The organism is Psychrobacillus sp. FJAT-21963 (genome assembly GCF_001420585.1).
Taxonomy (GTDB): Bacteria; Bacillota; Bacilli; order Bacillales_A; family Planococcaceae; genus Psychrobacillus.
Genome location: NZ_LJIY01000002.1, coordinates 115,828 through 138,400, shown reverse-complemented (window position 1 = coordinate 138,400; position 22,573 = coordinate 115,828). Strand labels below are relative to the sequence as shown.

Sequence of the window (22,573 nt, the reverse complement as noted above, 5' to 3'; positions counted from 1 at the left end):
TTTCCTTCCGCAATAATCGGAAAGGAAATCCTTATATACTCACATTAATATTCCATAATAATCGGGATGATCATTGGACGTCGTTTTGTTTGTTGGAATAAATATGAATTTAGCGTATCGCGGATTTCTTGTTTTATGTTTGTCCATTCAAACGTTTCTTTATTCACATATTTTTCAACAACTGCTTTTACTAGTTTAGCAGACTCATCCATTAACTCTTCGGACTCTCTTACATATACGAATCCTCTTGAAAGTATTTCTGGTCCAGAAGCAATTTTCTTTTGAGCACGGTTTAATGTTACAACAACTATAAATATACCGTCCTGCGATAAAAGCTTACGATCACGTAGAACAATATTACCTACATCCCCTACACCAATACCATCAATTAATACGTTACCAGCTTGAACTCTTCCGCTCATTCTCATTTTTCCATTTTTATATTCGACAATATCTCCCTTATCTGCAATAAAAATTTCTGATTTAGACATACCGATATCTTGAGCTAATTTAGAGTGAGCCATTAACATACGATATTCCCCTTGAATTGGAATAAAATAAGTCGGCTTTGTTAAGTTAAGCATCATTTTTAAATCTTCTTGACTTCCGTGTCCAGAAACATGGACATTTTTTTCTGAAGTCAATACTTTTGCACCCGCTTTAGCAATTTGGTTCATCGTTGAATACATCCCAACCTCCATACCAGGAGAAGGGGTAAACGTGATTAATACTGTATCTGTGTCTTTAATTTTTATATCTTTGTGATGTTTACGAACCATTTTTTCTAATGCTTCTAGGGGTTCCCCTTGATTGCCTGATACAATTACAACTATATCATTATCGTTATACTTCGATATCTCTTTTATTGGAATAATGGTGTCTTCTTCCACTGTAAAATAGCCTAAATCTAACCCAATTTCAAATATATTTTCTAGGCTTTTTCCTGCTATCGCAACTTTTTTATGAGTTTCTGCAGCTTTATCTAATACTTGTTGAATACGTATAAAATTTGAAGCATATAAAGATACAAGGATACGTCCTTGAGAAGCGTGGAATGTTTCTGATAATTGGTTTTCTATAACTGCTTCTGAAGTTGTATATCCTGGTCTTTCTGCTTCCGTTGAATCAGATAATAAAATAAATACGCCTTCTTCACCTAATCCGGCAATTTTTGCGATATCAGGGCGATATTTTCCTTTAGCTGATTGGTCGAATTTAAATTCTCCTGTATGCACAATTGCGCCCTCTGAAGTATGAAAAACAATACCGAGTGAATCTGGTATACTATGTGTCGTATGGAAAAAAGTCACATACGTATTTTGGAAATTCATACGGCTCTTATTCGTTACTTCAAAGTATTTAACCTGTTGCTTTGTAGGCAAAGCTTTCATATGAGTTTTAGCTAAAGCAATTGTTAACTTAGATCCATACACTGGTGCTTGTACTTTTTGCAATAAATACGCAATTGAACCAATAGCATCCTCGTGTCCATGAGTTAAAAATATACCTTTTACACGACTCTTATTTTCTTCTAAATACGTGATATCTGGTATTACAATATCAATACCTAGCATTTCATTTTCTGGGAACATAAGTCCACTGTCTACTACGAATATTTCTTCGTCAATTTCTACCACATACATTGCTTTTCCGATTTCTCCCACTCCACCAAGCGGTATAATTCGAATAAGTTCATTTTTTACTTTAACCAATTGTTTTCCTCCTAAAATTAACCCGACCAACATCCACTAGTTTTCATTATATCGAACGTCAACGATTCGCACAATAATAAAAGCATAACGCATCTGGTAGAAACTAATTGATACTATGAAAAGTGCTTATTGTCTCTATAAGTTGAAAACCTGGTTCCAGTCGTTATCGAAGTGCGATCTGTTGACAAACCATGTTTTCCGAAACTTACCGCTCGCTTTCCGCGGGCGAGTTCCGAGCCGCTTGGTCCAACACGATGTTGGGTCATGCAATAATTGCCGCAGGACGCGGCGAACTTAGATTGCCTTCCATTTGACGGAGCGTACTTAGCCTACCTTCCTCTCCTAAGTTGAGGGCACTGAAAGTCTATAGAATTTGCATTACTAAATAATTTCGTCCAATAAATAAGAAAATATCGTTGAAACGGCTCCCTTTCCGCTGGCGTTGCCTTAGCCTCCTCGCTACGCTGTGGGGTCTTCGGCTAACGCTATTCCCGCAGGAGTGTCGCCTTTTTCAACGATTTTCTATTAATACTAATTGAAAAAATGTTAGTGATAAAAACTTGCTCTATTAATGGCAAGATGGTTATCTATTTGAAAAGCGGATAATAGTTGAATGGAGTAGAAGGCGGCGACTCCTGCCGGAATAGCATGAACTGAAGACCCTGGACTGAGCGTAGCGAGGGAAGCGGCTGAAGTCATGCCGGCGGAACGCGTCCGCCTGGAACGGAAATTAACGGATCCAAATAATAATCGAGTATGTGAACAACTTGTCGTCCACATACTGTTATGAAATCTCATTGAAGACTTTTTCAGTGCACTCGATCGTAGCGAAGGAGGAGGCTCGGCGCTCGCCCGCGGAAAGCGTCCGCCTGGAACGGAAAATATCGCACTTTTTAAAATAGATGCTATGAAGAAAGAGGCTGCCCCAAAAAGTCATTTTTTATGACTTTCAGGACAGCCTCTTATTATTATTTACTCTCTAAATAACTTTCCCAAATTCGATCGAATGCTGTTTTTTCTTCTGAAGTCATTTCCACTAAAGGTAAACGTAAGGAACCTACTTCTAACCCTATTTTTGAAAGGGCGTATTTAACAACAACTGGATTTGGATGTTCAAATAAAGCTTTCATCACTGGTAAAATTCGTTGATGGATACTTGATGCTTTTTTATGCTCACCTGCATGAAATAATTGAATCATCACTTGCATTTCGGTTCCGATAACATGAGAAGCAACCGAGATTATTCCTGATCCACCAATTGCAATCAGTGGTAACGTTAAAGAGTCATCTCCACTATAAACTAGAAAATCCTCTTCCGTGTTTGCTAATATTTTTGTCATTTGATCCAAACTTCCACTTGCTTCTTTTACAATTTGAATCGACGGAATTTCACTTAATTCGACAATCGATTCCGGTTCCAAATTAACAACCGAACGACCGGGGATATTATATACAACTATTGGTAATGTAGTCGCATTGGCAATTGCTTTGAAGTGTGCAATCATACCTCTTTGATTTGGTTTATTATAGTAAGGAGTCACTATCATAAGAGCGTCTACTCCAAGTGCCTCTGCTTTTAAAGATAAATCAATGGAAGCAGCTGTATTATTGCTTCCTGTTCCTGCTATCACGGGAACTCTTTTGTTCACTTTTTCTACAACAAATTGTATTAATGATAATTTTTCATCTGTTGATAATGTTGGAGATTCTCCAGTTGTTCCGCATACAACTAGAGAGTCAGTTCCATTAGTAAGTAAGTGTTCAATTAGTTTCTCTGTTGCTATATAATCGATTGATCCATCTTTTTGAAATGGAGTAACCATTGCTGTAGAAACTTGACCTATATTCATTTTTCTTACACCTCTTTTAGTATGCCCTCTTCAATTAAAGCTTCAGCAATTTGTATGGAGTTAAGTGCTGCCCCTTTTAACAAATTGTCTGAAACGATCCACATATGGAAGCCTTTCTTGCTTGAAGGATCTTTTCTAATACGGCCGACAAAAACATCGTCTTCATTTTCTGCAAAATATGGCATTGGATAATGTTGTTGCTCCGGTTTATCTTGTACAGTGATACCTTTCGCAGTTGAAAGCACTTCTCTGATATCATTTACTGTTACATTTTCATTATCTACTTCGATATAGACAGATTCCGAATGTCCTGTAACTACTGGAACACGTACACAAGTTGCAGCTATAGAGAGTTCAGGCATAGACATGATCTTTTTTGTCTCGTTCATCATTTTATGTTCTTCAAATGTAAAACCATCTGTTTCGAACACATCAATTTGAGGAATAACGTTTCCTGCAATCGGATAATGCTTTTCGGCACTTTTCACTGGCAAGATTTGTGGTTGTGGATTTTTCACTTGAATTGCTTCACTTTGAACAGTTAGCTCTTCAATTGCTGCAGCCCCTGCTCCTGAAACAGCTTGATAAGTAGAAACGATTACTTTATTTAAACCAAATTGTTGACGGATAGGTTCTAAAGCACAAACCATCTGAATAGTAGAACAATTCGGATTAGCAATAATCCCTGTTTGCTCATGTAATGCTTGTTTATTTACTTCAGGAACAACAAGAGGAGTATCCTTATCCATACGGAATGCACTTGTGTTATCAATAACAATAGCACCTCTATTGCTTGCTTCTTTTGCCAATGCTTTCGATATAGCGCCACCTGCAGAGAAAAAAGCAACGTCTACTCCTTCAAAAGAATCAGGTGTTGCTTCTTCAATTGTATAGGATGAACCATTTACTTCTACTTGTTTACCTGCTGATTTTTTAGAAGCTAATAGCTTTAAAGTCGAATAGGGAAAGCTTCTCTCTACTAATTTTTCAATAATTTTTTGACCAACTGCACCAGTCGCTCCGACTACTGCTACTGTATAACCTTGTGACATAAAAGCTCTCCTCCTAAAATCAAAACATTTTTGCGATATTGTTTCATATTATACATGAAAATACATGAAAATACACTATCTATTATATTTATAATGAATGAGTTATAAGTAAAGGCTGTAATTGCTTTGATTGAATAGCATGTTCAACGGTTGGTATGATTTGAGTAAAGTCGGCAATTAATGAGTTTGGTTTTTTATGAGGATTGTCTTGACCAAAGGGGATAAAGTAAATATTTTTGGTAGAAAGCAGTTTCATTATATTCATACCATTTAATCCAAGTGCATCATTCGTTGAAATACCTAATACAACTGGCTTACCGTTTCGTAAAGTAGCTTTAGCAGCCATCAAAACAGGTGAATCAGTTTGTGCATTGGCAAGCTTACTAATTGAATTACCAGTCATCGGTGCAATAACCATGCAGTCTAATGGATTTGTCGGTCCAAAAGGCTCTGCTTCCACAATTTTAGAAACTACTTTACTTCCACTTGCTTTTTCTATTTTTTCAATCCATTCTTCACCTGTTCCAAAACGAGTAGCTGCTGTTAAAACAGAATACGTAATAATAGGAACAACAGTTGCACCTTTTTCTGTAAATTGATTAATCATTGGAATGACTTCCTCATAAGTACAATGAGAAGCGGTTATTCCAAGACCTATTCTAAGACCATTTAACACAAATTATCCCCCTCTAGTAAAGCCAATTGAGTTCGAACAGACCTAGCTAATAAATTTCCTGCATCTTGAGGAAAATACATCCCTGGCAGACTTGTTGGGTTTGCATAATTTTCTGGAATATTTTCACTTGAATCTAATAAGCATCCTGGCTTTGATGCAAGATCAATAATTTTATTAAAAAATATTGTATCTTCATTACTTAACCATTTGGAAGGTATTGTATTAACTAAATAAACTGTTGGATCTTTTAATTTTTCAATTACATAATCTAATGCTTCAATTTCATATCCATAACTTTTTGCTTCAAACAATTGATTCTCGGAGCGTACAGATATGATTACTTTTGCTCCTAAATGATGTAGTGCATATGCTAGCCTTTTTCCGACCCTTCCATAACCAGTTATGATAAACCTTTTGTTGTACACAGACTGCTTTTCATTTAAATAAAAATAATTAATAAACCCTTCAGCGGTAAGATTTGCATTATCCCAAATCCACGGTTCGTCTTCTAAATAGTAAAATACTTTTCTATTATTCTCGTTACATGCATCCTCTATTTCTTCGTATTTCTTACCAACAAAAAGTAATTCGCATGTACTTGGTAAAGCGAAAGGACGCTCCATCTTCATAGCTTGGATGGGCATGAATACAATATTCGGTTGGAAATCGTGTATTGCGTTCTCAACCTCATCATTCCAAACCATCGTTGAAAATAATTTAACTTCTAAATTCTCGGATAATTCATCTTTGAGGTACTGTAACCGATCATCGGTACCTATGATTGCTAACTTATTGTTCATAATAACCACTTGAATCATTTAAAGAATCTGCTTCATTAAACAAAATACGGTCTTTCCCTATTAGAATAATTTCTTCCCACGAAATAAATTCTTTTTTCTTATTTGCTTTATTTCCTTGAAAAAAAGAAGCTGACTTTTGATATACCTCAAATCCTTGAATCTTCCCCGTAGTTGGATCAAAAAGTAACTCGGTGTTAGCAAGTCTTCCATATCTTGCACCGTCTTTTACTTGGATAAGCTCTTTTTCAGCAAGTTCCGAAAGTAACAACCTTTTCCCTCCCCCTTATACTTCTACTTATGTATATGCCTTTTCCTTAAACAAAGTGAATAGAAAAAAGGACCTGATTGGATGAAATAAAGCAAGAAAAAAAGTCGATATCTAATCGACTTTTTTAGGCATTATTATAGAAATAGCCGGCTCATGGGCAAATATTTCTTTTGCAAGCTCTTGGACCGAATCCAGTGTTACTTCATCAATTGTTTCACTCACTTCATCTAAGGAACGATGTTTTCCAAAAAGGAGCTCATTTTTTCCATTCCTACTCATTCGTGAATTTGTACTTTCTAAACCAAGTAGTAAGTTTCCTTTTAATTGCTCTTTTGAATTTGTAACCTCAGTCTCCGTCATTCCATTCTTTACAATTGTTTGAATTGTATCGAAAATGCAATTCTTTAATTCCGTTAATTGATTACTAGAAGTTCCACCATATATTGCAAGTACTCCAGTATCTTCGTATGCAGAATGGTAAGAGTAGATTGAATAAGCAAGCCCTTTATCCTCACGGATATCCTGGAAAAGTCTAGAGGACATACTGCCTCCCAAAATATTATTCAATACAACGAGACTATAAATATTGTCCGCTTTTACACTTAAAGCAGGATAAGCTAAACAAATATGTGCTTGCTCCGTTTCTTTGGAATTTTCTGTATAAGTAGCTTTGAGCTTTGGTATTTCTAGCGTTGCAACTTGTGAGTTTACACCCTTAAAATGTCCAAATAGCGATTCAATATATTCTAATAATCCCTCTTGTATGTCACCTGCTACGGAAACGACAATATTTTCAGGTATATAATGTTTTTTCATATAGGATAAAATAGATTCTTTTGTAAAGCTGTTTAAAGTCTCTTCTGTCCCTAATATTGGTGAACCTAAAGGATTGTCTTCGTACATAGCTCTCCATAAATATTCATGAACAATATCATCAGGTGTATCTTCCACCATATTTATTTCTTCAAGAACTACCTGTCTTTCTTTATCGATTTCATTTGAGTCAAAAGTAGAATTAAAAAACATATCGGCAAGTATTTCTACTGCATGCGTCGCATGGTGATTCAATACCTTTGCATAGTAGCAAGTATTTTCTTTAGATGTAAATGCATTTATGTTACCGCCGATTCGATCAAATTCTTCTGCAATTTGTTTTGCAGATCTTGAAGATGTACCTTTAAATAGCATATGTTCAATAAAGTGAGTTAGCCCGTTTTCTTCTGGCAGTTCATTTCTCGAACCTGCCTGTACCCATATCCCAACAGCAACAGAGCGTACATGTGGAATATGTTCAGAAACAATACGAAGTCCATTTTCACAAGTAATTTTATTAATCAAATTAACAACACCCCTATTTATATTATTCAAACATTCAAAAAGGTTGCCGTAGAAACTTAACTACGGTCAACCTTTTGTGTTGGAACGTTTTATACTCTTCTACTTATTATCTGTCAAGCCTCCAAGTCTGCTCGAGATCTAACGGAATTCCCACAGTGACTAAAGAACTGCCTCCTGTGGATATCCATTTACTTACTGCTGATATTGGAAACCTTTCTTACTTCATTACTGTTCTTTTTGTTCTGCACGTTCTTTTTCTTCTTTTATTACTACTTTTCTAGAGAGATTTACACGGCCTTGGTTGTCGATTTCTATAACTTTTACTAAAAGCTCATCGCCAATTTTTAAGACATCTTCCACATTCTTCGTACGTTCTTCTTGAATTTCCGAAATATGAAGTAATCCATCTTTTCCGCTGAATATTTCTAGGAAAGCACCGAATTTTTCAATACGTTTCACTTTACCTAAATAGTATTCACCAACTTGTGCAACTCGAACAATATTCTCTATAATTTCTCTTGCACGAGCAATCATATCTTCGTCTGCTGAAGCAATATAAATTGTACCATCTTGCTCTGTATCAATTTTTACCCCAGTTTCATCAATGATTTTATTAATTTGTTTACCACCTGGTCCAATTACATCACGGATTTTATCAGGGTTAATTTTAATAACAGAAATTTTAGGTGCATATTTAGAAAGCTTTTCACGAGGTTCACTAATAGTAGAAAGCATGCTTTCTAAAATCTGCATACGTCCAATTTTAGCTTGTTCAAGAGCTTCTTCTAAAATGGTTCTAGATAGACCCTCAATTTTGATATCCATTTGAAGCGCAGTAATACCTTTAGATGTTCCTGCTACTTTAAAGTCCATATCTCCAAGATGATCTTCCATACCTTGAATATCCGTTAAAATTGTATAGTTCTCGCCTTTTTTGACAAGACCCATCGCAATACCTGCAACTGGTGCTTTAAGAGGTACCCCAGCATCCATCATTGCAAGTGTAGAAGCACAAATACTTGCTTGTGATGTAGAACCATTTGATTCTAATACTTCTGCCACTAATCGAAGTGTATATGGGAAATCATTTTCATCTGGAATCACTGCTTCTAAAGCTCGTTCGCCTAAAGCGCCATGTCCAATTTCACGACGACCTGGAGCACGAATCGGTCCAGTTTCACCAACACTAAATTGCGGGAAATTATAATGATGCATGAAACGTTTTGATTCCTCTAAACCAAGTCCATCGATAATTTGTACATCGCCAAGCGGTCCTAAAGTACAAATACTCAAAGCTTGTGTTTGTCCACGAGTGAACAATCCTGAACCATGTGTTCTAGGTAAAATTCCTACTTCAGAAGATAGAGGACGAATTTCAGCTACTCCACGACCATCTGGACGAATTTTATCTTCTGTTATTAAGCGACGAACTTCTTCTTTAACCATCGCATCTAAAATTTCGCGAACTTGTTTTAAAGTTTCTTCCGATGCTTCTTTTTCTGTATATTGATCTAATACTTCATTTTTTACTTCTGTAATAGCATCTTCACGAGCGTGTTTTTCTTGCACTTGTATTGCTTGTACAAGTTTTGCTTCACAAATTTCTTTTACTTCTACAAAAAGTTCTTTATCCAATTCAAAAAGAGGAATTTCTTTTTTCTCTTTACCTATCTCTGCAACAACTTTTTCTTGGAATTCGATTAGTTTTATAATTTCACTGTGACCAAACATAATTGCTTCTAACACAACTTCTTCAGAAACTTCTTTCGCTCCTGCTTCTACCATGTTTATCGCATCTTTTGTACCTGCGACAGTTAAATCTAATATACTTTTTTCCATTTGTTCAACAGTTGGATTAATGAAAAATTCATCACCAATTAAACCTACTTGAACTCCAGCTATTGGTCCATCGAATGGAATATCCGATACGCTAAGTGCTAAAGAGGAACCGAGCATTGCCGCCATCTCTGATGAGCAGTTTTGATCGACAGACATAACCATTGAAATTACTTGAACTTCATTACGAAATCCATCTGGGAATAAAGGACGAATTGGACGGTCAATTAAACGACTAGTTAAAATTGCTCTTTCAGAAGGGCGTCCTTCACGTTTAATAAATCCACCAGGAATCTTACCAACAGCATATAATTTTTCTTCATAATTAACTGTCAATGGGAAGAAATCCAGATTCTTAGGATTCTTTGAAGCAGTTGCTACTGATAATACGCTTGTATCACCATATCTTACTAAAACTGCACCGTTTGCTTGTTTTGCAAGTTGTCCTATTTCCACTTGCAATGTACGGCCAGCCCATTCGTACGTAAACACTTTCTTTTCACTCATTTAATCAGAACTCCTCTCAACTTAAAAAAAACTCCTTATACAGGGCATATAAAAGTATATGTATCATAAGTAGTGTATCAAAAATATCGAAACTATGCGAAGTATTTTATGCAAAAGAAAAAGCGGGACGAATCCCGCTTTCAGACTGATGACAAACGCTTTCATTCTTCGTTCCTTGCATATCGTTGTAAGCTCATGAACCATTAGTTCAATTCACTTCCGCCTCATGCTGGCGCGCCTAGACTGACAAGCGTTTTCAAGCCAGTCTGAAGTAAAAACTTCAACAAACTTTTGTCACAATCTAAAAGGGGAAAATAATCCCGCTTTCTTCCATGTTATAATTATCGACGTAAACCAAGTTTAGCGATTAACTCGCGGTAACGTTGTACTTCGTTTTCACGTAAGTATTTTAACAAGTTACGGCGACGTCCAACCATTTTGAAAAGACCACGACGTGAATGATGATCTTTCTTATGTGTACGCAAATGTTCGTTTAAAGAATTAATTTCTTCTGTAAGAATTGCGATTTGAATATCAGCAGATCCAGTGTCACTTTCGTGAGTTCTGAACTCAGCGATAAGTTCATTTTTGCGTTCTTGTGTAATTGCCATGTTATTTTCCTCCTAAAATTTCATAGTATCCCCAGTTCCTGAGCAATCGTTGGAGAATCGAAAAAGCCAAGGAATGGTTAAGTACAGTTTTGTACTTTTAAAATATACCATAGGAATGAATGAGAATCAACTTATACGTTTTCTTTAAAAAAATTTATAGCAACTAATTTATCTTTGGCAATCTGTTCTTTTAATTCCTCTATGCCATTAAATTTCTTTTCTGAACGTATTCTCTTGTACCAATGTACATCGACTTCTTCTCCATAAATAGACTTATCGAAATCTATAATATGTACTTCAATCGAAAGTTTTTTATCATCTGGATTGTTAAAAGTTGGTTTATATCCAACATTGCATACACCTTCAAACCAATTTTCCTGTACTCTAATTTTCACAGCGTAGACACCCGTTGCAGGCGTATATTGGCCTTCTATTGGTTGTACATTTGCAGTTGGAAAATTAATCGTTCTTCCTCTTTTATCTCCGTGAATAACTACCCCCGAAAGTGTAAAAGGACGACCTAAAAGTTCTTTAACTTCTCCTACGTTACCCGCTTTAAGATTAGCTCTAATTCGAGTAGAACTGATTTTCTCTTCATTCATTTCTTGTTTATCGACAACTGAGACAGAATACTTTCCTTCAGCAAGTAAATCCATTTCTTTCATAGTCCCTTTACCATAAGCTCCAAATGTAAAATCAAAACCAGCTGTCACATGCTTTACATTTGCTTTTTTGATAAAAGCTTCAATAAATTCAGCTGGGGTTAACTTAGCAAAATCGGAAGTAAAACGAACTACAAATAAAGTATCTACGTCTAGTTTTTTTAGAATTTCTATTTTCTGCTCCAATGGAGTAATATAAAATACTTGTTCTTTACTTTTACCAAGCACTAAAGATGGATGAGGATCGAAGGTCATCACAGCAGTTTTGATATGAAGCTCTTTAGCCTTTTTGTATGCTTCTTGAATAACTGCTTGATGCCCTCTATGTACTCCATCAAAAAAACCTATAGCTAAAGAGAAGCTATCCTTGTTTAAATTCTCAAATAAATGATTTGGGTAAGATAAGTGATGTACTTCCATATTAATCTCCTTTTTCCGTTGAAAACATTTTCTCCGGTTTCATCATACCATTTTTTGTTGGATGCTTTACATAAACTGCTCTAGGTACCGAATTTTGCGTATATACAATTTTTTCATCTTTTTCAAGGAGTGAATGTGCTTTAATCACCTGTCCATTTTCTATACTTTTTTCTACTTCTGCTGTAATCTCAATACTTGGCCAACTTTGCAAAGCATATTTTATCGGAAACATAAAATCATTTAACCGCTCGTCATCCTTAGCAATTTCTACCTCTGATAATGTTAGACATTGCTCTTTTGTAAAGCTCCCTGAAGCAGTCCGAACTAAAGAAGACATATGTGCAGGGTACCCTAATAGCTCACCAATTTGCACCGCAAGCGTCCGAATATACGTACCTTTACTGCAACTTATTTCAATTGAAAAGGAAACATTTTCACCGATGAAATCCTTTGTTTCATCTAATAGATTTAATTGGTAAATGGAAACTTTTCTACTTGGACGTTCGACTTCTTTTCCTTCTCTTGCATACTCATATAACTTTTTCCCATTTACTTTTACTGCTGAATACATGGGTGGGGTTTGAACAATTTCACCTGTCAATTGATCCAGAACGTGTAAAATTTGTTCACGAGTAAAATGTTTATCGGTTTGATCGTGGTGAACAATTTCACCATCGGCATCCTCAGTTGTAGTAGAAGCTCCAATACTGACTGTGGCAATATAAGTTTTTCCTTGCTCCATAATATATTCAGAAACTTTAGTAGCCTGACCTAGACAAATTGGTAATACACCTTCGACACTTGGATCAAGCGTACCTGTGTGTCCAATTCTTTTCATTTTTAATATTTTTCGCAGTTTAAATACACAATCATGGGAAGTCATCCCCTTTTCCTTCCATAACGGAAGTATACCTTCATACATCTTTTCACCTCTTATAACAATAATTTACAACAAAAAAGTCTGCTTGTTATAGTAAGCAGACTTCTCTTGTTTTTTTATTCTTCTGATGATTTGTTAATTTCTCGTAATAAATCATCAATACGATTTCCATAAGCTGCAGATTCATCAAATTTAAATAGTAGCTCTGGCGTAATTCGAAGTCTTATTCTATGTCCAATTTCGGAGCGAATAAATCCTTTTGCTTTTTCTAAAGCTTTTAAAGTATCATCACGTTTTGTTTCTCCGCCAAGAACAGTTAAATAAATTGTCGCTTGTTGAAGATCTCCCGTAACTTCTACATCCGTTACAGTAACAAAACCGATACGAGGATCTTTAAGTTTTCGGACAATAATTTCGCCTAACTCTTTTTTCATTTGTTCAGCAACTCGGTTTGCGCGCATAGACATGATCGCTACACCTCATATTCTGATTATAAATATTCTTTTCTTAATTCAATACGTTCCCACTCAGGGTTAGAATCAAGATAGCGGATGGCATGCATTAGTTCACGCTCTGCTGCTACTTTATCTGAGGCAACAGTCACTATACCAATACATGTTCTCTGCCATACATCCTGATGATCCAACTCTCCAATAGAAACATTAAATTTTTGTTTTGTTCTTGTGAGCATTCGTTGAAGAACGGCTCTTTTTTCTTTTAAGGAATGTGCAGTAGAAATGATGTATTCACACTCTGCATATACAATCATTATCGTTTAATCTCTTCCATGATAAATGCTTCAATAATGTCGTTTTCTTTAATATCATTAAAGTTTTTAATCGTTATACCACATTCATAGCCTTTTGCAACTTCTTTTGCATCGTCTTTGAAACGTTTTAACGTATCTAATTCACCCTCAAAGATAACGATAGAATCACGGATAATACGAACACCGCTGTCTCTTGAAATTTTACCTTCCGTTACGTAAGACCCTGCAATTGTTCCTACTTTAGAAACCTTGAACGTTTCACGTACTTCTGCTTGACCAATAATTTTTTCTTGGAATTCAGGATCTAAAAGTCCTTTCATAGCAGACTCAATCTCTTCAATTACTTTATAAATAACTCGGTGTAAACGAATATCTACGCCTTCTTGGTCTGCTGCTCGTTTTGCATTCACATCAGGACGAACATTAAACCCAATAACGATAGCATTAGAAGCAGCTGCTAATGTTACATCCGACTCAGTAATCGCTCCTGCCCCAGTGTGAATGATTCGAACATTTACACCTGCTACTTCAATTTTCATCAAGGAAGCAGCCATTGCCTCTACAGTACCTTGAACGTCTGCTTTAACAATAATGTTTAATTCTTTCATTTCCCCTTGTTTCATTTGATCAAACAAATTATCTAATGTTACACGGGTTTTTTCAGAACGTTGGTTAACTTGAGCTTGTGATGCACGAGTTTCCCCTACTTGACGAGCAGTTTTTTCATCTTCAAATACGACGAATCTATCCCCTGCTTGTGGCACTTCATTTAATCCAGTGATTTCCACTGGCGTTGATGGGCCAGCTTCTTTTACACGACGTCCTAAATCATTAACCATAGCACGAACACGCCCATATGCATGACCTACTACAATTGGGTCACCTATTCGTAAAGTTCCATCTTGAACTAATAATGTTGCAACTGAACCTCTACCTTTATCTAGCTGTGCTTCGATAACTGTACCAAGTGCTAGGCGTTTTGGATTTGCTTTTAATTCTGCTACTTCTGAAACAAGTAATACCATTTCAAGAAGGTTGTCGATACCTTCCCCTTTTAAAGCAGAAATTGGTACGAAAATTGTTTCTCCACCCCATGCTTCTGGTACTAATCCATGCTCAGTTAACTCTTGCATTACACGGTCAGGATTAGCTGATGGTTTATCCATTTTGTTTACAGCAACAATAATTGGTACTTCGGCTGCTTTTGCATGATTAATCGCTTCGACTGTTTGAGGCATTACACCATCATCAGCAGCAACTACAAGAATGGTAATATCAGTCACTTTAGCACCACGAGCACGCATTGTTGTAAAGGCTGCATGTCCAGGAGTATCAAGGAACGTGATCTTTTTACCATTATCAACGATTTGATATGCTCCAATATGTTGAGTAATTCCACCTGCTTCACCAGCAGTAACCTTTGTATGACGAATGGAATCAAGTAAAGTTGTTTTACCGTGGTCAACGTGTCCCATGATTGTAACTACTGGAGGACGTTCCTTCAGGTTAGCTTCATCATCTTCTGTCGATTCGAAATGCACTTCTAAATCAGTGATATCGATTTTGATTTCTTCTTCCACTTCTACACCATAGTCTGCACATATTAATTCAATTGCATCCTTGTCAAGTTCCTGGTTAATTGTTGCCATTACTCCAAGTAAAAACAGTTTTTTAATAATTTCAGATGGTTCACGACCTAATTTTTTCGCTAGCTCTGTTACTGTTAATGACTCAGTGAATGTAATTTTTTCAGGGAGTTCTCTTTCTTTTCTTGGTACTGGTGGTTGAACAGGAGTAGTAGGTCCTTTTCTTCTCTTTTGAAATTTTTGACCTGGTCGATTTTGTCCACCTGGTCTGTTTTGCCCTCCTGGACGATTATTATTGAAAGGTTTTTTATCTTTCGAATAATTGTTTGATCCTTGGGAAGTATTTCCTTGGGAAGTATTTCCTTGGGAAGATTGTCCTTGGTTAGAAGGTCTAGCTTGCCCTTGATTTGATGGTCTTGATTGCCCTTGATTTGATGGTCTTGATTGACCTTGATTCGAAGGTCTAGAACCTTGGTTTGAAGGCTTTGATTGACCTTGCCCTGTTGGTTTTGATTGTCCTTGATTTGATGGTCTTGATTGTCCTTGATTTGATGGACGATTGCTTTGTCCTACTTGTTGTGATTTTGTAGAAGTCTGTGGTGTTGATTGAGCAGTGTTTTTAGTAGTTTCTGTTGATTTTTTGTAAACACTATCTAATTTTTTTACAGCGTCTCCTTCAAGCATTGACATATGGTTAGCTACTTGTATATTAAGCTTTCCTAATTGCTCGATAACTTCTTTACTAGATTTTTCTATTTGTTTCGCGTACTCATGAACTCTGATTTTAGTCATTAGCTCACCCCCGGTTATATTCGTTGAGAAGGCCGGACAGTTTTTTGGCGAAACCGTCATCCATAATGGCTATTGCCACTCTGGCCTCTTTTCCCGTCGCATGTCCGAGATCGTGCCGGTCTCCAAAGACATGCAGCTCAACGTTAAAAGATGCACATTTATCATTAATTTTTTTTGCAGTATTTTGAGAAGCATCTGAAGCCAGTAAGACTAGCTTCGCTTTTTTGCTTCTTATTTCTTTAACTACTAATTCTTCACCAGAAATAGTTTTTCTCGCTCTTGTTGCAAGTCCTAATAATTGTGTTATTTGTTGCTCTACTGTCATTTTAATTTTTCTCTTTCAATTATGACGATTAACTCATCATAAATTTCATTTGGTATAGGTGCTTCTAAATGATTACCTAAGGAGTTTTTCTTTTTAGCTTGATTTACCGCTTCAATCGTTTTTGAAACGTATGCGCCTCTTCCTGACTTTTTACCAGTCAGATCGACAGAAACTTCTCCTTCTTTTGATCGGACGATGCGAATCATCTCTTTTTTAGGATACATTTCGCCTGTAGCAACACATTTGCGCAATGGAATTTTCTTTTGAACTGCCATCCAAACTCACCATCCTTGCTTACTCTTCGTCTTTATAGAAGTCAAAGTCATCCATTTCATCGTCTAGAGTTTCTAAAATAACTTCAGGAGAATTCTCATTCGGATAAATACCTAATTCTCTTGCGTCCGTTTCACTTTTAATATCAATTTTCCAACCAGTTAGTTTTGCAGCTAGACGTGCATTTTGCCCTCTTTTACCAATTGCAAGAGAAAGTTGATAATCAGGTACAACAACAGTTGTAGATTTTTCTTCCTCATTTACTTGTACATCTAACACTTTGGATGGACTAAGTGCATTTGCAACAAAGACAACTGGATCTTCTGACCATTCTACGATATCAATCTTTTCTCCGCTTAACTCGTTCACTATTGTTTGTACACGTGCACCCTTTGCTCCAACACAAGAACCAACTGGATCAATTTCATCATTGTGAGCAAATACAGAAATTTTTGAACGATCTCCTGCTTCACGAGCAATCGATTTAATTTCTACAATTCCTTCAAATATCTCAGGTACTTCCATTTCAAATAAACGACGAAGTAAACCTGGATGCGTTCTAGATACAAATACTTGTGGACCGCGAGTTGTGCGCTCTACTTTTGTAATATAAACTTTAATACGATCATGTGGACGATACGTTTCAGTTTGAATTTGTTCATTCACTGGTAATACAGCTTCCACTTTACCCAAGCCAACATAGATATTGCGTGCATCTAAGCGTTCAACGATACCATTGACAATATCATCTTCACGATCCACATATTCTTCATAGATGAGACCACGTTCCGCTTCACGAACTCTTTGTGTTACAACTTGTTTAGCTGTTTGTGCTGCGATACGTCCAAAATTACGAGGTGTTACTTCTTCCTCTACTACATCCCCCACTATATAGTGTGGGTTAATAGCTCTTGCATCATCTAGAGAAATTTGTAAACGATCATCTTCTACTTCTTCTACTACATCTTTTCTTGAATACACAAGCATAGTACCTGTTGCTAAATTTATGTCTACACGAACATTTTGCGCTTGATTGAAATTTCTTTTATAAGCTGTCACTAATGCAGCTTCAATTGCTTCTATTAATACATCTCTGGAAATTCCTTTTTGTTGTTCGAGCGCAGTTAGCGCATCTAATAAATCACTACTCATAGCTATCACTCCTCAATATACATTATGCAGAGAAATCGATTGCTAAACGAGCAAGCGCAATTTTCTCTTTATCAATTTGAATTTTAACTCTTCTAGTTTTCACACGCACTTCAATTAAAGCACCTTCATCATCTGAATAAGAAAGTAATGTCCCTTCAAATTCTTTTGCACCATTTACAGGCTCATACGTTTTAATATAAACATATTTTCCGACAGCTTTTAGAAAATCTGCATCTTTTTTCAATGGACGTTCTGCACCTGGTGATGAGACTTCTAAAAAGTAGTTTTCTTTAATTGGATCCACGACATCTAATTTTTCACTAAGCTTTTCACTAACTTGAGCACATTGCTCGATATCAATTCCACCAGCTGGTGTATCAATATATACTCGTAAAAACCAATCGCGACCTTCTTTGACATATTCAATATCTACAAGCTCTAAGTTCAACTCCTGTAAAATCGGGGTTACAAGCTCTTCAATTTTACTTGTTATATTACTCATACATACCTCCTATATAACAATATTTTCTATATAACAACAGAAAAGAGCGGGAAATCCCACTCTTTCGTCACAGAACTATGAAACATTGGTAGTTTTATATTACCATACTACTCAAATTCATGCAAATTGAGAACAAAAGTGGAAGCATTGAAGCGGTGACTTTCAAAGGAAAATTAACCCGATTCATTTTAAAACAAAGAAAGCTGGTTTGCATCTGGAAGACCATCTAAACAACCCATTGCATCCATGTATTCAATAATTGTTTTGGAAACTTTACCTCTTTGTTGTAGATCCTCTTTAGACAAAAACTCTCCATCTTGTCTAGCTTTAACAATTTGGAATGCAACATTGGTTCCTAATCCTGGAATAGCATTAAATGGTGGTATAAGCGTATTTCCTTCAATTGTAAATTCACTTGCTTTTGATTTATATAAGTCCACTTTTTGCAAACGAATACCACGTTCTGACATTTCAAGTCCGATTTCAAGTACGGTTGCTAAACTCTTTTCTTTAGGAGATGCATCCAAGCCTTTTCCATTTATTTCTTCTAATTTTGCTCGGATTGTTTGGGAACCATTAATCATGGATATCAAATCAAAATCAGAAGCACGAACAGTTAAATACGCCGCGTAATATAGTATGGGAAAATGCACTTTGAAATATGCAATACGCACAGCCATTAATACATATGCAGCCGCATGGGCTTTTGGGAACATGTATTTTATCTTTTTACAAGATTCAATATACCAATTAGGAACTCCCTCTTTTTTCATCTCTGATTCAAACTCTGGAGTTAAGCCTTTCCCTTTACGAACCGATTCCATTATTTTAAATGCTAACGAAGGTTCTAGACCTTGGTAAATTAAATAAACCATAATATCATCACGACAACCTATAACGTCCGAAAGCTGACAAGTTCCATCTTGAATCAGTTCCTGTGCATTTCCTAGCCATACATCTGTACCATGTGAGAGACCTGAAATTTGAACAAGCTCTGAGAAAGTAGACGGCTTCGTTTCTTCTAACATTTGTCGAACAAATCGAGTACCAAATTCGGGAATCCCGAGTGTACCAGTTTTACAATCTATTTGTTCTTGCGTAACTCCGAGAGTTTCAGTTCCGCTAAAGATTTTCATCACTTCAGGATCATCTGTAGGAATTGTTTTAGGATCAATTCCAGATAAATCTTGTAGCATACGAATAACAGTAGGATCGTCATGTCCAAGAATATCAAGTTTTAATAAGTTATCATGAATGGAGTGAAAGTCAAAATGTGTTGTTTTCCATTCAGAATCCTGTGCATCTGCTGGGAACTGTATAGGAGAAAAATCAAAAATATCCATATAATCAGGTACTACAATTATTCCCCCAGGATGTTGCCCTGTTGTACGTTTAACTCCCGTACATCCTTGTACTAATCGATCCACTTCTGCTCCGCGTAAAGTCATATTATTATCATTTGTATACCCACGGACATATCCATACGCCGTTTTTTCAGCAACAGTACCAATAGTACCTGCTCTAAAAACATTATCTTCTCCAAATAATACTTTCGTATAATTATGTGCCTGTGGTTGATATTCTCCACTAAAATTTAAATCGATATCAGGAACTTTGTCTCCTTTAAAGCCAAGAAAAGTTTCGAAAGGAATGTCTTGTCCATCCTTTACATACGGAGTATCACATTTTTCACAGTTTTTGTTTGGCAAGTCAAATCCTGACCCTACTGAACCATCTTGGAAAAACTCAGAATGCTTACAGTTAGGACACACATAGTGTGGTGGTAATGGGTTCACTTCCGTTATCTCTGTAAGCGTTGCTACTAATGAGGAACCAACCGATCCTCGGGAACCAACTAAATAACCATCATCCAGCGATTTTTTAACTAGTTTATGTGAAATTAAATAAATAACCGCAAATCCGTGCCCAATAATAGAAGTTAATTCTTTTTCAATTCTTGCTTCCACAATTTCAGGTAGGTCTTCCCCATAGATTTCTCTACCTTTAGCATACGTAAGTGATCTAACTTCTTCATCTGCTCCTTCTATTTTAGGTGTATATAAGTCATCCTTAATAGGTTTTATATCTTCAATAGAATCGGCAATTTTTTGTGGATTGGTTACAACGATTTCTTTCGCTAGCTCTTCACCTAAAAATGAAAATGCATCTAGCATTTCATTTGTAGTACGAAAATGGACTTTAGGTAGCTCATGACGGTTTAGCGGATTTGCTCCACCTTGTGAGTTTACAAGTATTTTTCTAAAAATAGCATCATTTTCATTTAAATAATGGACATTACCTGTAGCAACAACCGGTAAATTAAGTTTTTTCCCTAGCTTTATCATCTTTCGAATAATATCTTCTAAATTCCACTCATCTCTTACTAATTCTAATTCTAGTAAATGAGAATAAACTTCTTTCGGATGAATTTCTAAATAATCATAGAATTTTGCAATGTCTTCTACTTGCTCTAAAGGTTTTTGCATTAGGCCCTCAAATACTTCTCCTCTATCACAACCGGAACCGATGATAAGTCCAGCACGGTGTTTTTGAAGAGTAGAACGAGTAATCCGAGGAACTCTGTAAAAAGTAGAGATGTGAGAAAGAGAGACTAATTTAAATAAGTTTTTCAAACCTTCATCATTCACCGCTAGAATTGTACAATGCGATGGTCTCGCTCTTTTGTAGGAATCCCCTTGACCGATGTGTTTGTTGAAATCATCATGATACTGAATCTTTTTTTCTTCCGATTCCTTCAATAGATGCATAAGTAAATATCCAGTAGCTTCACAGTCAAATATAGCTCTATGCGCCTGAGTTAACTCTATATTAAATTTTTTAGCCAAGGATCCTAGTCTATGTGTTTTTAACTCTGGATGTAAGAATCTTGCTAGTTCTAATGTATCGATTACAGGATGAGTAAAGTGATCAATGCCACATTTACGATACCCTTCATATAAGAAGCCCATATCAAATGAGGCATTATGCGCTACTATTATTCCATTCCCTATAAATTCATAAAAATCTCTAATAACATCTTCGATTTCCGGAGCATTCCTAACCATATCATCCGTAATTCCAGTAAGTTCGATTGTAGTAGCAGATAAAGGGTGATGTGGATTAACAAATCGCTCAAACTTATCAATTATCTCACCGTTTTTCATTTTAACCGCAGCTAATTCGATGATTTTATCATAATTAGCTGACAAACCCGTAGTCTCCACATCAAATACAATATAAGTTGCATCTTCTAGCGCTATATGTTGTTCGTCATAAGCAATCGGAACGCCATCATGAACTAAATTAGCTTCTAAACCATATAAAATTTTAATCCCATTCTTTTTTCCCGCAGCATACGCTTCCGGAAAGGACTGAACATTCGCATGATCTGTAATTGCAATAGCTTTATGCCCCCATTTGGCGGCTTGAGATACTAACGCAGAAACGGATGAAACAGCATCCATTTGGCTCATAGGGGTATGTAAGTGCAATTCGACTCTTTTTTCTTGTGCCGTATCCAATCGCACAACAGGATTAATTTCAGACATATCTTGTGCCATAATGATTAAATCTCTTACGAAGGTATCGTTCTGAACTGATCCTCGAACTTTAATCCACATGCCCTTTTTCAATCGTTCCATCATTTGAGCATCCTCTTTGTCACGAGAGAACATTTTTACTAGGATGGAATCGGTATAATCTGTCACTTTTGCTGTCAACAGTGATCTTCCACTTCGTAACTCTTTTACTTCTACATCAAAAACAAATCCCTCGATCGTTACTCTGCGTTCCTCATCTTGAATCTGGCGAATATCCATGATCGGTTCTTCCTTTTTAAGTGGAATACCGAGCTGGAAGGGACCATCTGCCGCTCCATCTGCACCATTTTCCTGACGATCCTGCTCTCTTTTCTGTAAATCAACTAGAGCTTTTTTTCCAAGTTCTTCTTCTTCTAATTTTCGCTGTTCTAAAAATGCTAACTGTGCCTCAGCTAATGCTTGAGTATCTTCTACTAATTTAAAGTCTATAGCCATTTTAGGAAATCCAAAGTTAACGTATGTTTCCGCTAATTGATCTACATATTTTCTTTTTAATGTACGTAGTTCAAGTTCTTGGCCACAAGTAAGTTGGATCATTTGTCCGTTCCACTCTGGTTGTTGCTGAAGTAAACAATCTTTAAGAGGCGGTGCCATATCACTTAATTCTTTCATGACAACCATCCAATAATCTTTAATCTGGGTATCCGAAACTATTGAATTTTCACTTTCAATTGTCAAATGAACACTTGCAATACCTGTAAATTTCTCTTCTAATCTTTGTCTGAAGATAGTAAAAATATCTATCGGTAGAATAGCAGAACAATGAATGTGAAAATGCCATTGTCTTACTTTTTTATGTACAGTAAATCTAGAGATAGATGCATTTTCAAAATGTTTAACGAAAGAATCTTCCGTTAAATCAAGCTGTTGTAACAATATGTGCATTCTTGCTATGCCATCTTGCATCATATTGACTCCCTCCTATAAATCGCCTTGGAATAGTGTGACATCCACCCGAGGCTT

General features: G+C 36.2%; 19 protein-coding genes. All 19 read right to left on the bottom strand.

The features are described from left to right. Window positions 1–44: 44 nt before the first annotated feature. Window positions 45–1,712: a ribonuclease J gene (locus AN959_RS06575; RefSeq protein ID WP_056829327.1), complete on the bottom strand. Its 1,668-nt coding sequence runs from the start codon at window positions 1,710–1,712 to the stop codon at window positions 45–47. Between the two features lie 968 nt (window positions 1,713–2,680). Next, a complete protein-coding gene (gene dapA, locus AN959_RS06570; protein WP_056829325.1) occupies window positions 2,681–3,562 on the bottom strand; it encodes a 4-hydroxy-tetrahydrodipicolinate synthase in 882 nt (293 codons plus the stop codon). 5 nt (window positions 3,563–3,567) lie between these two features. Further along, window positions 3,568–4,614 (bottom strand): aspartate-semialdehyde dehydrogenase, encoded by a 1,047-nt coding sequence (locus AN959_RS06565; protein ID WP_056829323.1) that lies wholly within the window; start codon window positions 4,612–4,614, stop codon window positions 3,568–3,570. Between the two features lie 88 nt (window positions 4,615–4,702). Next, the gene (locus AN959_RS06560) at window positions 4,703–5,290 is read right to left on the bottom strand and encodes a dipicolinate synthase subunit B (RefSeq protein WP_056829321.1); all 588 of its coding nucleotides are present in this window, start codon (window positions 5,288–5,290) and stop codon (window positions 4,703–4,705) included. Next, window positions 5,284–6,108, bottom strand: a complete 825-nt coding sequence (locus AN959_RS06555) for an NAD(P)-dependent oxidoreductase (protein ID WP_156350740.1) — start codon at window positions 6,106–6,108, stop codon at window positions 5,284–5,286. Before AN959_RS06555 ends, AN959_RS06560 begins: the two co-directional genes overlap by 7 nt. Beyond that, window positions 6,080–6,358, bottom strand: coding sequence for a YlmC/YmxH family sporulation protein (locus AN959_RS06550; protein WP_053589932.1), 279 nt, complete (start codon window positions 6,356–6,358; stop codon window positions 6,080–6,082). The genes AN959_RS06555 and AN959_RS06550 overlap by 29 nt, the downstream gene beginning before the upstream one ends. Before the next feature lie 111 nt (window positions 6,359–6,469). Continuing rightward, a complete protein-coding gene (locus AN959_RS06545; protein ID WP_056829318.1) occupies window positions 6,470–7,696 on the bottom strand; it encodes a pitrilysin family protein in 1,227 nt (408 codons plus the stop codon). 225 nt (window positions 7,697–7,921) lie between these two features. Next, the gene (gene pnp / locus AN959_RS06540) at window positions 7,922–10,039 is read right to left on the bottom strand and encodes a polyribonucleotide nucleotidyltransferase (RefSeq protein ID WP_053589934.1); all 2,118 of its coding nucleotides are present in this window, start codon (window positions 10,037–10,039) and stop codon (window positions 7,922–7,924) included. Between the two features lie 341 nt (window positions 10,040–10,380). Continuing rightward, on the bottom strand, window positions 10,381–10,650 hold the full coding sequence (gene rpsO, locus AN959_RS06535) for a 30S ribosomal protein S15 (protein WP_053589935.1): 270 nt from the start codon (window positions 10,648–10,650) through the stop codon (window positions 10,381–10,383). Window positions 10,651–10,781: 131 nt separating this feature from the next. Beyond that, window positions 10,782–11,732, bottom strand: coding sequence for a riboflavin biosynthesis protein RibF (gene ribF, locus AN959_RS06530; RefSeq protein ID WP_053589936.1), 951 nt, complete (start codon window positions 11,730–11,732; stop codon window positions 10,782–10,784). 1 nt (window position 11,733) lies between these two features. Continuing rightward, entirely contained in the window at window positions 11,734–12,654 is a 921-nt protein-coding gene (truB, locus tag AN959_RS06525; protein ID WP_056829316.1) for a tRNA pseudouridine(55) synthase TruB, read from the bottom strand. Window positions 12,655–12,728: 74 nt separating this feature from the next. Next, window positions 12,729–13,079: a 30S ribosome-binding factor RbfA gene (rbfA, locus tag AN959_RS06520; RefSeq protein WP_053589938.1), complete on the bottom strand. Its 351-nt coding sequence runs from the start codon at window positions 13,077–13,079 to the stop codon at window positions 12,729–12,731. 23 nt (window positions 13,080–13,102) lie between these two features. Beyond that, window positions 13,103–13,381 (bottom strand): DUF503 domain-containing protein, encoded by a 279-nt coding sequence (locus tag AN959_RS06515; protein WP_053589939.1) that lies wholly within the window; start codon window positions 13,379–13,381, stop codon window positions 13,103–13,105. Continuing rightward, window positions 13,381–15,759 carry a translation initiation factor IF-2 gene (gene infB / locus AN959_RS06510; RefSeq protein ID WP_056829315.1) on the bottom strand — a complete coding sequence of 793 codons (2,379 nt, stop codon included), beginning with the start codon at window positions 15,757–15,759 and terminating at the stop codon, window positions 13,381–13,383. The genes AN959_RS06515 and infB overlap by 1 nt, the downstream gene beginning before the upstream one ends. Before the next feature lie 4 nt (window positions 15,760–15,763). Beyond that, complete coding sequence (locus tag AN959_RS06505) at window positions 15,764–16,084, bottom strand: YlxQ family RNA-binding protein (protein WP_053589941.1); 321 nt, start codon at window positions 16,082–16,084, stop codon at window positions 15,764–15,766. Next, window positions 16,081–16,359 carry an RNase P modulator RnpM gene (rnpM, locus tag AN959_RS06500; protein WP_056829313.1) on the bottom strand — a complete coding sequence of 93 codons (279 nt, stop codon included), beginning with the start codon at window positions 16,357–16,359 and terminating at the stop codon, window positions 16,081–16,083. The genes AN959_RS06505 and rnpM overlap by 4 nt, the downstream gene beginning before the upstream one ends. Window positions 16,360–16,378: 19 nt before the next feature. Beyond that, the gene (gene nusA, locus AN959_RS06495; protein ID WP_053589943.1) at window positions 16,379–17,509 is read right to left on the bottom strand and encodes a transcription termination factor NusA; all 1,131 of its coding nucleotides are present in this window, start codon (window positions 17,507–17,509) and stop codon (window positions 16,379–16,381) included. A 22-nt stretch (window positions 17,510–17,531) separates the two neighbouring features. Beyond that, the gene (rimP, locus tag AN959_RS06490) at window positions 17,532–18,011 is read right to left on the bottom strand and encodes a ribosome maturation factor RimP (protein WP_056829311.1); all 480 of its coding nucleotides are present in this window, start codon (window positions 18,009–18,011) and stop codon (window positions 17,532–17,534) included. Window positions 18,012–18,199: 188 nt separating this feature from the next. After that, window positions 18,200–22,519 carry a PolC-type DNA polymerase III gene (locus tag AN959_RS06485; RefSeq protein ID WP_056829309.1) on the bottom strand — a complete coding sequence of 1,440 codons (4,320 nt, stop codon included), beginning with the start codon at window positions 22,517–22,519 and terminating at the stop codon, window positions 18,200–18,202. Window positions 22,520–22,573 lie beyond the last annotated feature (54 nt).

Bases quoted from the DNA above. Each gene is read 5' to 3' on its own strand.
- AN959_RS06485 (WP_056829309.1), bottom strand. From the start codon at position 22,519: ATGATGCAAGATGGCATAGCAAGAATGCACATATTGTTACAACAGCTT.
- AN959_RS06555 (WP_156350740.1), bottom strand. From the start codon at position 6,108: ATGATTCAAGTGGTTATTATGAACAATAAGTTAGCAATCATAGGTACC.
- rpsO (WP_053589935.1), bottom strand. From the start codon at position 10,650: ATGGCAATTACACAAGAACGCAAAAATGAACTTATCGCTGAGTTCAGA.
- rbfA (WP_053589938.1), bottom strand. From the start codon at position 13,079: ATGTCTATGCGCGCAAACCGAGTTGCTGAACAAATGAAAAAAGAGTTA.
- rnpM (WP_056829313.1), bottom strand. From the start codon at position 16,359: ATGGCAGTTCAAAAGAAAATTCCATTGCGCAAATGTGTTGCTACAGGC.
- AN959_RS06505 (WP_053589941.1), bottom strand. From the start codon at position 16,084: ATGACAGTAGAGCAACAAATAACACAATTATTAGGACTTGCAACAAGA.
- pnp (WP_053589934.1), bottom strand. From the start codon at position 10,039: ATGAGTGAAAAGAAAGTGTTTACGTACGAATGGGCTGGCCGTACATTG.
- infB (WP_056829315.1), bottom strand. From the start codon at position 15,759: ATGACTAAAATCAGAGTTCATGAGTACGCGAAACAAATAGAAAAATCT.
- rimP (WP_056829311.1), bottom strand. From the start codon at position 18,011: ATGAGTAATATAACAAGTAAAATTGAAGAGCTTGTAACCCCGATTTTA.
- AN959_RS06565 (WP_056829323.1), bottom strand. From the start codon at position 4,614: ATGTCACAAGGTTATACAGTAGCAGTAGTCGGAGCGACTGGTGCAGTT.
- nusA (WP_053589943.1), bottom strand. From the start codon at position 17,509: ATGAGTAGTGATTTATTAGATGCGCTAACTGCGCTCGAACAACAAAAA.
- truB (WP_056829316.1), bottom strand. From the start codon at position 12,654: ATGTATGAAGGTATACTTCCGTTATGGAAGGAAAAGGGGATGACTTCC.
- dapA (WP_056829325.1), bottom strand. From the start codon at position 3,562: ATGAATATAGGTCAAGTTTCTACAGCAATGGTTACTCCATTTCAAAAA.
- AN959_RS06515 (WP_053589939.1), bottom strand. From the start codon at position 13,381: ATGATTGTATATGCAGAGTGTGAATACATCATTTCTACTGCACATTCC.
- ribF (WP_053589936.1), bottom strand. From the start codon at position 11,732: ATGGAAGTACATCACTTATCTTACCCAAATCATTTATTTGAGAATTTA.